Genomic DNA, 12,237 nt, shown 5'->3' with positions numbered 1-12,237 from the left:
ATTCTACCATTTCTATGCTTTCATTAAAGCACTCGAATTCTACTGAGCAGATGATTTTCTCTCAAATATGATGAGTGCAACACCAATAAAAATAAAACTATCCGCCAAGTTAAAGACAGGCCAATAGAAACTGTTCACATGCAGATCAATAAAATCAATGACATATCCGTATAGCGCTCTGTCAATTAAATTTCCAACCGCACCAGAGAGAAGAAAAAACTGTCCAAACAACTTCTGTTTAAATATTGCAGGTGTTTTCTGAGCCCACCAGATAACCCAAAGAGAGACCAAAATAGACACCCCTAATAGGAATATTTTTCCTATCCAGCCACCATCAGACAAAATACTAAAAGCCGCCCCTGTATTATGAAGATAGGTCCAACTCAGATACGGATTAATAGCCACTGACTGGCCTAATTCAAATGAAGCCATAAAGATTTGCTTAGTGAATTGGTCTGACAAAACCAAAACTAAAAATAAGAGAAAGTACTCCTTATGCTTCATAAATAATTCGATTAAAAAAATAAAGTTAACCACTTTAGATTAATATGCACTCAATTAGGCTCAAATACTAACTAAAGGGCAACTATTGAGTCAATGTGTTTATAATTAATCTCTGATTCTATTATAAATATTGTGGAGGTTTCATGGGTTTTTTAACAGGCAAAAAAGCACTCATTGTTGGTGTTGCATCAAATCGCTCAATCGCTTGGGGGATTGCTGAATCAATGGCAGCGAATGGTTGTGAGATTGCCTTTACCTACCAAACTGAAAAACTCAAGGGTCGCGTTGAAAAATGTGCTGAGATTTGTAACTCGTCAATCGTCATTCCCTGCGACGTATCAAGTGATGAGCAAATTAATGAAACCTTTGGTGAGCTTAAAAAGTCATGGGACAGCTTTGATATATTAATCCATTCGGTTGCCTTTGCTGAAAGGTCAGAACTGGATGGCAATTATCTTGAGGTTACAACGCGTGAAGGCTTTTTGAAGGCTCATGAAATTAGCTCATACAGCTTTACCGCGCTTGCAAAAGCAGCAATGCCAATGCTTAATGAAAATGGTGCCTTACTGACTCTAAGTTACTTAGGTGCACTGAGAGCGATACCAAATTACAATGTCATGGGTATAGCTAAAGCCTCACTTGAGGCAAATGTTAGATATATGGCTGCAGCTATGGGCGCTGAGAAAGGCATTAGAGTCAACGCTGTATCAGCAGGAGCTATTAAAACTCTAGCAGCGAGCGGCATCAAAGGTTTTGGTAAACTCCTTGATCATGCAGCAGAAAGCTCCGCGCTTAAGCGTAATGTCAGTATTGAAGAAGTCGGCAATGTAGCTGCATTCTTGTGCTCTGATTTAGCATCAGGCGTTACAGGAGAGGTGACCTATGTAGACGCAGGATATAACTTTTATGAAAAAGGACCTGATCTTTAGAGCAGGTCAGTAAAAACTTTTATCTCAGCGTTTTCTCTTAGTTGTTTAATTAAGGAGACAAACATTTCATTATTCTCCTGGCTTAAATAGAGAGCTGATATACCTGTATCCGATTCACCCTCCGGAGTTCTTACACCAGCCAAATCAATAACCAATGAAGTGAATCTATTAGCACTCTCAGCACTGTAAGTGTGTCTACCCTCTTCAGGTTTTGCAAGAGTAAAAGATAAAGAAGTCACATCATATGGCAACTCATTTGCTCTTGAAATCCAACCTTCATTAACCCACTCTAAATTATTTTCAGAAATGATTTGATTCGCAGTCTGCTCATCATCACTAGAGAGTGCTGAGGCAATATTTTCGGCTAAATTATCGACAACCTCTTTTGCTGCATCGGTCTTCAATGCTACTTCAATTTGACCTTCTACCTCACTTAACTCTCTTTCGCGCTCAGATTGAAGATCAGATAGAGTTAAAACGACAAATTTTTCTGGGCTCATCTCCATGACCTCAGAGTTTTCGCCCCCATCAATCACAGCAGAGCTAAAGGCGGAGGCTACAAATTTTGGATCATACTGGTCGCTTCTCTCAGAAAAATACTCACTCGTTTGAAGCTCTAAACCAAACTGGTCAGCAACCATGTCTAATGACTCTTCATATGACAAGTTCATGAACTCCTCAAGAGAGCCAAACAGTGACTTTTCTTTAGCTTGTTTGATATACAACGAAACAAGTTGGTCTTCGACCTCATCAAAAGATTGCATTGTTTCTGACTCAATACCGGTTAGCTTAATAATATGAAAATAACCATAATCTGTTGGAACAACCTCGCTGACATCACCAATATTCATAGCAAATACAGCCTCATCAAATTCAGCGCCCATTAACTCTCTTTCGAAAAAGCCAAGGTCACCGCCCTCTTCATTCGATGAGGTGTCTTCAGAGTTTACTTTAGCAAGCTCAGCAAAATCAGCGCCCTCTTTAATTTGACCTAACAAATCATTTGCTAACTCTTCACTCTCAACCAAAATATGCTGTGCTCTTCTTCTCTCTGGATTGGTAAACAGTTCAGCATTGTCATCATACAAACTTTTAAGCTCGTCATTAGTTGGGCTTTCCGGCTCTTCCATCGCATCCAATGTGAGCTCAACAAAATCTACCTTGACCTTTCTGCCTTCGATAAAACTGGACCTGTTATCATTAAAATAATCTGAAATTTGGCTTTCAGAGACTCTAACCTGATCAATGTAGTTTTCAGTATTAAGAGCCAAATAAGAAACCTCTCTTTGCTGAGATGCAAGATCGTTTAATTGCTGTGTTTGAGTTACAGACATGAAGGCTGAGCCGCTCAAATTTCTTTTGACTTGTTCGCGATTAAGCGCCTTAGACTGTGCTATTTCATATCCTGCTGGGGTATAACTATTGAGCCTTAGTAGTTGAATATAACGGTCTTGTGAGAACTCTCCATCAACCAAAAATGCTTGGTTCATTTCAATAACTGACTTCACCTCATCATCCAGTGTAACAATGTCTAAGGAGTTGGCATAGTTTTCGATAAGCTTTTCATTAATTAAAGAATCTAGAAGAGTTTGCTTCAGCGTATTATCAATTTCCTGTGTGTATGCAGCACCCAGTTGCTGCTGCAAATTAAGTTGCTGAGAATTCAATTCTTGGTAATATATATTTATGTCAATATCCTCTCCATCAACTTTCGCAATTGAAGTGTTTGCAGAGCGTCCAGCATAATCCTGAATGCCCCATAACGCAAATGGAACTATAAGTATTCCAACGATAAGATAAGATATCCAGCCTTTTGATTTATTTCTTATTGCACCTAACATAATAATTTTTACCGATATTGTTAAAGTCTTTGCTAATTTGAGGATTCTATAAATTTATATCTCTCTAATAGCTTTTGTGAAGCATTATACAAGGCTAAGCGAATCATCTTAAGAAGTTTTATGCCAGAAGCTTTATTGATATTTTTGAGCTAGTTTTTCTAAGAGATTTTCAATATCTTCCAGTTTTGTATCCCATGCAGTTACAAATCTGACAGCTTTTCCATCGAGCTCTTCCTCATTGACATCATATCCATAACTATTCAGATAATCAATGACATCTCGTGGAAGATGAACAAAGACTTCGTTAGATTCTGTGGGATAGGCTAATTCAATATTTGAAAAATGGTTGAGCCCTTCACTTAAAATCTTTGCCATAGCATTAGCATGCTTGGCATTTTTTATCCACACATCATCAGAAACATAAGCATTCATCTGAGAAGAAATAAAGCGCATTTTAGATAGCAGTTGCCCAGATCTCTTATGAAGAAAAGGAAAATCACCAACCATTTCTGGCTTAAAAAATATAATGGCTTCTGCTGCAAGACAGCCATTTTTAGTGCCGCCTAAAGTCAGAACATCCACACCAGATTTCCAGGTCATCTCAGCTGGACTGACATCGAGAGACACCAGCGCATTAGCAAAACGGGCTCCATCCATATGGACACTCATTGCATGTTCATGAGCTATTTTTGCAATATCTCTTATCTCTTGGAGCTGATAGACAGTGCCCGTTTCACAAGATTGAGTAATGCTGACAACTGAAGGCTGAGTAACATGAACATTCCCTGAGCCACGAATAATCTCTTCTAAATCTTTTGCCTGAACCCTTCCATTGCTACTTCTCATAGGATTTAGTTTTGCACCACCTGTAAATAATTCAGGTGCTCCGCACTCATCCGTATTAATATGAGAAAGCTCATGGCAATATATTTTTCCATAGACTGGTGCCAGCGCTGAAAGTGCCAGCGCATTTGATGCAGTTCCAGTGACGGCTAAATAGACTTCCAACTCAGTTTCAAAAACTTCAGATAATGTTATTTTTAAAATTGACGACCATTCATCATCGCCATAAGAGTAAGCAATTCCTAGGTTAGCTTCAATAAGCGCATCCATGACCTCTGGGCATGCGCTAGTGACATTGTCTGATGCAAATAATGGGTTCATGAAATCTCCTTGATTAGATAGGCACTGCAATGACACCTAAGAAATCACCATTAACCACAAGTCCAGGGAAATGCTTACCAGTGAATATCCCATCAATCTTTGCATGATATTCATCTGGTGCAGAACCTGTTCTTTCAATATTATGAACTTTAGCAACTAACTGACCAGCCTGAACTTCATCTCCAAGATCAACGCAGTGCTCAACCAGACCCGTTGATTCACTAAAAATATAACAGCTATCATCAGGCATATCCAAATTTAAGGTTTCATCAACCTCCAATTCGCCCCTGGTTATACCTGCATGTCTTAGAATATTCCTGATGCCTTTTTTTGCAATCTCAACTGTGTAGGCGGAAGTTGATCCGCCCCCGCCAAGCTCTGTACTAATAAACACTTTACCCATGTTTTCAGCAGCAGTATCATACATATTAACGGCATCAATCTCTAAAAGCATTACAGAGTGTGGCGCATTAAATGCCTTCATAGCTGCAATACATTTCTTTTGCTGCTCCTTATCATCTAAAACATGGGCACAGCAAAAAGGCAAGAAGTCCAGTGTCTTACCGCCTGAGTGAAAATCAACAACATAGTCTGCAAGGGGTAACAGAGTTCGTTTAAAATAATCCGCAATTTTTTCAGTAAAAGTTCCCTCTGGATTTCCAGGAAAAACTCGATTCATGTTGCCGCCATCAATAGGCGAAGTTCTTTTTCCTGCTTTAAAAGCTGGATAATTCATTCCAGGAATAATTATCACTCTACCGGAAATTTCATCAGTCTTTATCTGGTTGGCTAAATCAAATAGTGCAATGGGTCCTTCATATTCATCACCATGATTTGCTCCTGTTAAAAGAATTGTTGGACCTTTGCCATTCTTAGCAACTGTAATAGGAATGACAATTGATCCCCAAGCTGAATCATCATGTGAATGAGGCAGTTTTAAATAGCCGTGCTGAACCCCATCTTTCTCAAAATCGACAGTAGAACTAATTGGGTTTTTTTTCATGAATAAGTACTTACAAAAAGCAAAGTGTCATTGTACTTCAACACTTTGATATTTACAATCAAGTGTTAAACCTGATGGGTAAGCTAAATCCTTACTTCAGATTATATAACAAGAATTAATAAATGATTTTCAGTATTTAGTGCTTTAATAATAAAGTTTGCTAATTCTATATCACAATTATTTCTATTCTTGATTCCGAGATAAATATGGATTCAAATACTAAAAAATTAATTTGGAAAAATAGGGTCTGCTATTTTTTTTATTTCTTCTTCAGATTTTTCTTGCTTAAATGCAACCATTGCTAATTCACCGCCAGGCTTAGGAAGTCTGCCACCATACCTAGTTTTAAAGCCCGCAGCAGAAAATGTTGCATCCAACGCAGCATAAGTGAAACCCACTTTTTTAGCCATATATTTATTCCCAGCCTCTATTTGACCCCTGTGGCCATATAGAATATCTATTGGATAAATTGGCCCAAGTGGTGACTCATAAATAACTTCTAAATATTTATCATTAGCAATCAATTCACAAATTGTTTGAAGATCAGGGCATATAATTACAACAAAGCCATCTTCACTAAGAACTCTGTAAAACTCTTTAAGCGCTATTGGAACCTCATGAGCATAAATATGATCTAAGTTATAGGATGAGTATATGGCATCAATGCTTGCAGTTTTAACCAAACTCATGTCTGTCAATGTTCCTAGAACATCAGGTTCGACCACTTCATCAATGTCGAACCTAATTTCTTTCCAATTGCCATTATTAAATCCCTTAAGTTCAGAGATATTTGATAATCCGCAACCTACATTGAGTAAAGTTTTCATTAGTCAAAATATTAATAAAAAACCACATTATATCTAAATACAAAAATCAATTTAATACTATATAAATCGAGGCTTACAAGAGAATTATTACAAAAAGATTTGTATAGAGGATTCAAACAGATTCACTTGCACTAAAAATGCTAAGAATCAATGTTTTGGCGGAGTGGACGGGATTCGAACCCGCGACCCCCTGCGTGACAGGCAGGTATTCTAACCAGCTGAACTACCACTCCGTTTTTGGTGGGCGCTACAAGACTTGAACTTGTGACCCTCGCCTTGTAAGGGCGATGCTCTCCCAACTGAGCTAAGCGCCCAAAAAAATGCCCGAATCAAATCAGGAAACGGGCATATTATACTGACAAAAAATCTAATTAGTTAACAGATTCCTTTAATAATTTTCCTGCTTTAAATGCAGGTACATTTGATGCTGAAATTTGAATAGCAGCGCCTGTTTGGGGGTTTCTACCAGTGCGCGCTGCGCGTGCTCTTACAAGGAAACTACCAAAACCTGTTATGGCAACAGAGTCACCACTTGCTAGTGCACCAGAGATAGCACTAGTTGTTGCTTCTAAAGCTCTAGCAGCATCAGCTTTAGAAAGACCTGAGTTATCAGCAATTGCTGAAACTAAATCTGATTTATTCATTATTCTAACTCCTTAATTTAAAAAAGAATTGATATAAAACCTTGAAAAAAATTTAAAAGGTTTCAATTTTATTATCCATTTATAAACCCTTATGTCAAGCGTCATTCAGGGTTATTTAAGAAAATTTTCAGTAGGAAAATACTAAAAAAATTAACTTTCAGATACATTAATAAGAGGTAGAAAATTTTCATTCCAGATCTCTTTTGTTATTTCTCCTATATGTTTATGAATAATCAAACCCTCTCCACTAATTAGAAAAGTTTCTGGAGTAGCATAAACCCCTAGCTCCATTCCGATTTCACCATTAGGATCAAAAACTATCTCATCGAAAGGGTTACCCATAACCTTAAGGTACTCCATTCCATCACTTTTTGTATCCTTATAATTAATTCCAATGAGCTTTAGATTGGTATTTTTAGCTACATTCATTATCACTTGATGCTCTTTTCTGCAGGTCACGCACCATGAAGCCCACACATTGACAAGCGCTAAATTATTGTCCATTAAATCATTTAATTTAACAGTTTCATTTGAGTAAAAATCAGTGCCTTCAATTATTGGAAACTTCTTTCCAACAAGTGGAGAAGGTAACTTATTTGGATCTGAATTTAAGCTTAGAAACAGAAAAACTCCAACCACTAGAAAAACTAATAAAGGCAGTATTTTTTTCATTCTTTTGCCTCTTGCGATTCAAGTGCAGCTGCAACCTCAGGTGGCATATAATTCTCATCATGCTTTGCTAAGACTTCTGTTGCAATAAAGGTATTTTTACAGGTCGACCTTACACACTTATTTACTATTGATCCTGAAGCTACAACTCCTTGACCTTCTCTAAAAAGGTCAGGCAATATACCTTCATAAGTAACCTCAATTGATTCCAAATTATCTGATACAGAAAAATTAACTAGCATTCCGTCTCTTTTTACGCTGTCATTCTCTACAAGACCGCCCACTCTGAAACTTTTTTCGGTTGGAGCCTTTCCATTAACAATATCTGAGGGCGTATAGAAATATAATAAGTTCTCACTGAAGGCTTTAATTCCAAGATATCCTGCCAAAAATACTCCAGTTACAAGAAGCCCCACCAATACCATTCGGTTTTGTCTTTTAGTCATTTACTTCTTGAAAATTTATTAGTCAGAGATAACAAAGTATTTGCATGATTTCGCTTGGCAGAAACAAAAAGAGCAATGATTGTTAAAGCTGAAACACCATAAGCTAGCCATACATAGAATGCATATTTACCATAAGGAAGAAAAGAAAAAAACTCTACCATAGTCATAACATTAAACTCCTTACTTCCTCTTGAACCCATCGAGAGTTTTGTTCACGAATAAGCACCTCAGTCCTAGCCTTAATTGCAACTAGTAACGCATATAGTAAAATTGACGCAACAAACATCAATGCAAGTGCAATCTGCATATCCAGATCTTTGATGCCTCCAGTTCCTACAGAGTAGCCTTGGTGAAGTGTATTCCACCACTTGACAGAGTAGTGAATTATAGGAAGGTTAATCAGACCAACTATTGCAAGAATTGAGCTGGATTTAGCCGCCGTTCTAGGATTATCAAATGCGCTATTAAGGGACATATAAGCAAGGTACAAAAAAAGCAACACAAGCTCTGATGTTAGCCTTGCATCCCACACCCACCAAGCCCCCCACATAGGCTTACCCCATATTGCGCCTGTAGCCAAAGCAATAATTGTAAATCCAGCCCCGATCGGAGCTGAAACTTTTGCGACAACCTCGGCCATCTTGATTTGCCAAATAAGTCCAATTCCTCCAGAAATTGCCATGACTGCATACACCATCATTGAAAGTATGGCGCTAGGAACGTGAATAAAAATTATTCTGTAACCATCACCCTGTTGATAATCAGCAGGTGAGATCACAAGAGACCAATACAGGCCTAATATTAACAAACTTAAAAATGGCCAAAAAAACCAGGGAGTAAGCCTGTTACAAGTCTGATAAAAAACCTTTGGAGAGGCTTGCCTTTGAATCCATTTCCACATAAATTTATGCAGTTAGAAAAAAGGTTTTATTTTAATGATTTTTCAGCCACGTTGTTTCGTAAATAGATTGGTTGAGGGAGATCCAAAGTTCCCTCAAAACCCTCATTCATTGCCTGAAGTGATAATTCTATTAACGCTGATGATTCTGGTTTAATTGATAAGTCAATTTTACTTATGTTTGAGGCTATTTTTAGCGCTTCACTGCAGGCCTTCCAGCCACTTCCAACTCCAACAAAACTTGAATCTAAATCATCAACCTCTTGAGGATTACATATCTTCATATTATCTATCAAACCGTCAACATAAGTTGCCCAATAAACTTCCCTCATTCTGGCATCTAGTGCGACTGCAATTTTTTTTGATTTTGTAATCTGCATCGCTCTAAATCCGATCAACTCCAATGTTGTAAAACCCATTGTTGGAATTTGCATTGACAAAGACAATCCTTGAACAACACCAATACACATTCTGACGCCAGTAAATGAACCAGGACCTTTCGAATAGGAAATTAAATCAACCTCTTTGAGTTGAGTTTTGGACTCTTTAAAAACTTCATCACAGAGCTTCAGAATATGTCCAGAGGTTTTCTCAACTCCAGACATCGCCCTACTAGTAAACTCTCCAGACTTATACAATGTAACCGATGCTATATCTGTGCAAGTATCAATAGCTAATATATTCAATTTATTATTCTCTTATATTTTTTATGCATCGACAAAATCATATTGACGCGCTTATTAAGCCTCTCAGGATAGTTATCTGGATTTAAGTATGTAGGTCCTTTCAGCAAGGCAACAAGTGTTGCCATTTCCTCAAGACTTAAATCTTCAACATTTTTATCAAAGTAAAAAAGACTTCCACTTGCAAAGCCATGAAAAGCGACGTCCCCTCTTTGAGCTAAATATACCGTATTCATATACCTCTCAAGAATTAAATCTTTATCATAAGATGCCTCTAAAAGAATTGCCATCAAAGCCTCTTCTAACTTTCTGGATAAGGTTTTTTCTCTAGATAAAAGAGAATTTTTAATCAGTTGCTGAGAAATGGTGCTTGCACCCCTAAGTGCTTTATCTTCAAACAAATAACCATAAAGGACTCTAGCGATTTCTTTAAAGTCAACACCATGATGGCTATAAAAAGATTGATCCTCGACCATAAGTAGCATATTAATTAAATTCTCTGGATACTCATCTAATCCATATTCAATCTGATTAACATTGCTTGGAGGCTCCAGTGGTTTTGAAAATTCAGCCTTAACTTCAATATTTAATTTAAATATATAAACAGTCAGGGTGGCTAGAAGAAGAATGACTGCAATCTTGAAAAACCTTTTTTTAATTAATTGCATTCTTAAGACCCTTAATTAATTTCATATCAGTCAATTTGTGACCATTTTTTTCAATGGAGCAGGAAGAATGAACCCAATCAAAATGGCAATTTTTTAGGATTTGCTTAACGCTTTTTGAGTTGACCCCTGATCCCGGCATAATGTTAATTTTTCCGGAGGCTAACTTGTGCATTTCAGACAAAACTGATAAGCCCTCTAATGCTGTATTTTTACCTCCCGATGACAAGATAGTATCAAACCCAAGCTGAATGCCTATCCGAACAGAGTCTTTTGTTTTAGGTATTGTATCTACTGCTCTATGAAGAGTTTTCTTAAGGCCATCTGAATAAGAAATTAATTCTTCTAATAAATCTTGATCAAGACTTCCATTAGATAATATCGCACCAAAAACAACACCTTCAATATTGAAAGATCGAACCATATCGATATCATTTTGCATTTTTTTTAATTCTTCTAAAGAATAAACAAAGTCGCCTTTTCTCGGTCTAATCATTGATCTAGCTTGAATGCCGCACTCGGAGGCATGTTTTAAAACCTCTATGGTGGGTGTTAAACCGCCATACTCTAATGAACTGCAAAGTTCTATTCGATCAGCGCCTCCCTCAACAGCTGCATCAATTCCAGAACAGCTGTCTATACATATTTCAAGATTAGTTTTCATAATTCAAGTTTATATTATTGCTTGATGTAATGCGATAGGAACAGCAATTAATTGATATATGAGATATAACTAGTATAAAATACCCACTTCCTTGCTTGACCTGCAGATGTTGGCAAGCTTTTTTTAATCCATAAGGAGATATAGATGAGACATTATGAAGTAACTCTCATTGTCCATCCTGATCAAAGCTCTCAGGTGACAACAATGATAGAAAAATACAAAGAACTAATCACCACAGGCGGTGGTGTTGTTCATAGGGATGAAGACTGGGGTCGTAAACACTTGGCCTACCCAATCAACAAGATTTATAAAGCGCATTATTTAATGATGAATATTGAGTGTGACAAAGAAACTCTCGATAAATTAAACTATAACTTCCGTTTTAACGATGCTATTCTTCGAAACTTAATCATTTCTAAGAAAGAGGCTATTACTGAGCCATCAATAATGGTAACGGAAGCTGACAAAGATAAAGTCAAAGAACCAAGCAAAGAGAAAGCTACGGTTCAAGACTCTGATCAGAAATAGGAGGAAGTAATGGCTAAAAAACAAGTAACTAAAAGACGTAAGTTCCAAATTCCTGTTAACCGCTTTTGTCGCTTTACCAAAGCTGGCGTCAAAGAGATTGATTACAAGGATGTGGATATTCTTCTAAAGAATATAGACGAGAGTGGAAAAATAACTCCTTCAAGGATCACTGGAACTTCTGCAAAGTTTCAAAGACAATTGACCACTGCCATTAAGAGAGCGAGATTTCTGGCGCTGATTCCGTACACTGACAAACACAAAAAATAGGAGGCCTTATGCAAGTAATTTTGTTAGAGAAAAATGAAAAACTAGGCAACCTTGGTGATATAGCAAACGTCAAATCTGGGTATGCTCGTAATTATCTTATACCTCAAGGAAAAGCAAAGCCTGCTAACAAGGCCAATATGGCTGTCTTTGAAACGCTTCGTGCCGAATTAGAAGCTAAAGAAGCAGCTGCACTCTCTGATGCACAGACTTTAGAGACTGCAATGAAAGATATTGTCTGTACAATTTCTGCTAACGCTGTAGAAGAGGGCAAGCTTTATGGTTCTGTCAGCACAGCTGATATTGCTGAAAATCTTTTGGAGCAAGGTTTCGAAGTCGAAAAGAGAGACATCAACATGCCTGAAGCTATTAGAAACACTGGCGAGTACGAAATTACAGTTTCATTATATGCTGAGGTTGTTGTCCCTGTTAAGGTTGTCGTTATTGCTGCTACTGAAACAGAATAACTCAATTCAATTCAGTTAACTGAGTTAAAATAAAAAGCCCT

The 12,237-nt window shown here is 37.4% G+C and carries 17 protein-coding genes and 2 tRNA genes; 4 read left to right on the top strand and 15 right to left on the bottom strand.

The window, feature by feature from the left end; all coding sequences use genetic code 11:
• Window positions 1-39: 39 nt before the first annotated feature.
• A complete protein-coding gene (gene lspA / locus ACMAZA_RS03115) occupies window positions 40-504 on the bottom strand; it encodes a signal peptidase II (RefSeq protein ID WP_435189946.1) in 465 nt (154 codons plus the stop codon).
• Window positions 505-647: 143 nt separating this feature from the next.
• On the opposite strand from lspA, the gene ACMAZA_RS03110 reads away from it, so the two are divergent.
• Window positions 648-1,433, top strand: coding sequence for an enoyl-ACP reductase FabI (locus tag ACMAZA_RS03110; RefSeq protein ID WP_435189945.1), 786 nt, complete (start codon window positions 648-650; stop codon window positions 1,431-1,433).
• Here ACMAZA_RS03110 and ACMAZA_RS03105 read toward each other — a convergent pair.
• The 14 genes from ACMAZA_RS03105 to ACMAZA_RS03040 all read right to left on the bottom strand — a co-directional run bounded on the left by ACMAZA_RS03105 (window position 1,430) and on the right by ACMAZA_RS03040 (window position 10,937).
• Window positions 1,430-3,274 carry a SurA N-terminal domain-containing protein gene (locus ACMAZA_RS03105; protein WP_435189944.1) on the bottom strand — a complete coding sequence of 615 codons (1,845 nt, stop codon included), beginning with the start codon at window positions 3,272-3,274 and terminating at the stop codon, window positions 1,430-1,432. The genes ACMAZA_RS03110 and ACMAZA_RS03105 overlap by 4 nt on opposite strands.
• A gap of 132 nt (window positions 3,275-3,406) precedes the next feature.
• Window positions 3,407-4,438 (bottom strand): threonine aldolase family protein, encoded by a 1,032-nt coding sequence (locus ACMAZA_RS03100; RefSeq protein ID WP_435189942.1) that lies wholly within the window; start codon window positions 4,436-4,438, stop codon window positions 3,407-3,409.
• Window positions 4,439-4,451: 13 nt separating this feature from the next.
• Complete coding sequence (doeB, locus tag ACMAZA_RS03095) at window positions 4,452-5,441, bottom strand: N(2)-acetyl-L-2,4-diaminobutanoate deacetylase DoeB (RefSeq protein WP_435189940.1); 990 nt, start codon at window positions 5,439-5,441, stop codon at window positions 4,452-4,454.
• A gap of 227 nt (window positions 5,442-5,668) precedes the next feature.
• Window positions 5,669-6,268 (bottom strand): class I SAM-dependent methyltransferase, encoded by a 600-nt coding sequence (locus ACMAZA_RS03090; RefSeq protein ID WP_435189938.1) that lies wholly within the window; start codon window positions 6,266-6,268, stop codon window positions 5,669-5,671.
• A gap of 156 nt (window positions 6,269-6,424) precedes the next feature.
• Window positions 6,425-6,501 (bottom strand) — tRNA-Asp (locus ACMAZA_RS03085).
• Window positions 6,502-6,506: 5 nt separating this feature from the next.
• Window positions 6,507-6,582, bottom strand: a tRNA-Val gene (locus tag ACMAZA_RS03080).
• Window positions 6,583-6,639: 57 nt separating this feature from the next.
• Window positions 6,640-6,912, bottom strand: a complete 273-nt coding sequence (locus tag ACMAZA_RS03075) for an HU family DNA-binding protein (RefSeq protein WP_435189937.1) — start codon at window positions 6,910-6,912, stop codon at window positions 6,640-6,642.
• Between the two features lie 150 nt (window positions 6,913-7,062).
• Window positions 7,063-7,584, bottom strand: a complete 522-nt coding sequence (locus tag ACMAZA_RS03070; protein WP_435189935.1) for a DsbE family thiol:disulfide interchange protein — start codon at window positions 7,582-7,584, stop codon at window positions 7,063-7,065.
• Entirely contained in the window at window positions 7,581-8,027 is a 447-nt protein-coding gene (ccmE, locus tag ACMAZA_RS03065) for a cytochrome c maturation protein CcmE (protein WP_435189933.1), read from the bottom strand. The genes ACMAZA_RS03070 and ccmE overlap by 4 nt, the downstream gene beginning before the upstream one ends.
• The gene (ccmD, locus tag ACMAZA_RS03060; RefSeq protein WP_435189931.1) at window positions 8,024-8,194 is read right to left on the bottom strand and encodes a heme exporter protein CcmD; all 171 of its coding nucleotides are present in this window, start codon (window positions 8,192-8,194) and stop codon (window positions 8,024-8,026) included. Before ccmD ends, ccmE begins: the two co-directional genes overlap by 4 nt.
• Window positions 8,191-8,928 carry a heme ABC transporter permease gene (locus tag ACMAZA_RS03055; RefSeq protein ID WP_435189929.1) on the bottom strand — a complete coding sequence of 246 codons (738 nt, stop codon included), beginning with the start codon at window positions 8,926-8,928 and terminating at the stop codon, window positions 8,191-8,193. Before ACMAZA_RS03055 ends, ccmD begins: the two co-directional genes overlap by 4 nt.
• A gap of 26 nt (window positions 8,929-8,954) precedes the next feature.
• Window positions 8,955-9,611, bottom strand: a complete 657-nt coding sequence (tsaB, locus tag ACMAZA_RS03050; protein ID WP_435189927.1) for a tRNA (adenosine(37)-N6)-threonylcarbamoyltransferase complex dimerization subunit type 1 TsaB — start codon at window positions 9,609-9,611, stop codon at window positions 8,955-8,957.
• Entirely contained in the window at window positions 9,608-10,276 is a 669-nt protein-coding gene (locus tag ACMAZA_RS03045; RefSeq protein ID WP_435189925.1) for a transglycosylase domain-containing protein, read from the bottom strand. The genes tsaB and ACMAZA_RS03045 overlap by 4 nt, the downstream gene beginning before the upstream one ends.
• Window positions 10,263-10,937, bottom strand: a complete 675-nt coding sequence (locus tag ACMAZA_RS03040; protein WP_435189923.1) for a copper homeostasis protein CutC — start codon at window positions 10,935-10,937, stop codon at window positions 10,263-10,265. Before ACMAZA_RS03040 ends, ACMAZA_RS03045 begins: the two co-directional genes overlap by 14 nt.
• Window positions 10,938-11,081: 144 nt before the next feature.
• On the opposite strand from ACMAZA_RS03040, the gene rpsF reads away from it, so the two are divergent.
• The 3 genes from rpsF to rplI are packed head-to-tail and all read left to right on the top strand — an operon-like array spanning window position 11,082 to window position 12,196.
• Entirely contained in the window at window positions 11,082-11,465 is a 384-nt protein-coding gene (gene rpsF, locus ACMAZA_RS03035) for a 30S ribosomal protein S6 (protein WP_435189922.1), read from the top strand.
• Between the two features lie 9 nt (window positions 11,466-11,474).
• Window positions 11,475-11,732 (top strand): 30S ribosomal protein S18, encoded by a 258-nt coding sequence (gene rpsR, locus ACMAZA_RS03030; protein WP_435189921.1) that lies wholly within the window; start codon window positions 11,475-11,477, stop codon window positions 11,730-11,732.
• An 8-nt stretch (window positions 11,733-11,740) separates the two neighbouring features.
• Window positions 11,741-12,196 (top strand): 50S ribosomal protein L9, encoded by a 456-nt coding sequence (rplI, locus tag ACMAZA_RS03025; protein WP_435189919.1) that lies wholly within the window; start codon window positions 11,741-11,743, stop codon window positions 12,194-12,196.
• Window positions 12,197-12,237: the final 41 nt, after the last annotated feature.

The sequence above is a fragment of the Pseudothioglobus sp. nBUS_23 genome, assembly GCF_051201565.1.
In the GTDB taxonomy this organism is placed as follows: Bacteria; Pseudomonadota; Gammaproteobacteria; order PS1; family Pseudothioglobaceae; genus Pseudothioglobus.
Note: the sequence above shows the minus strand (reverse complement) of the source record. Positions and strands in the feature narration are given on the sequence as shown.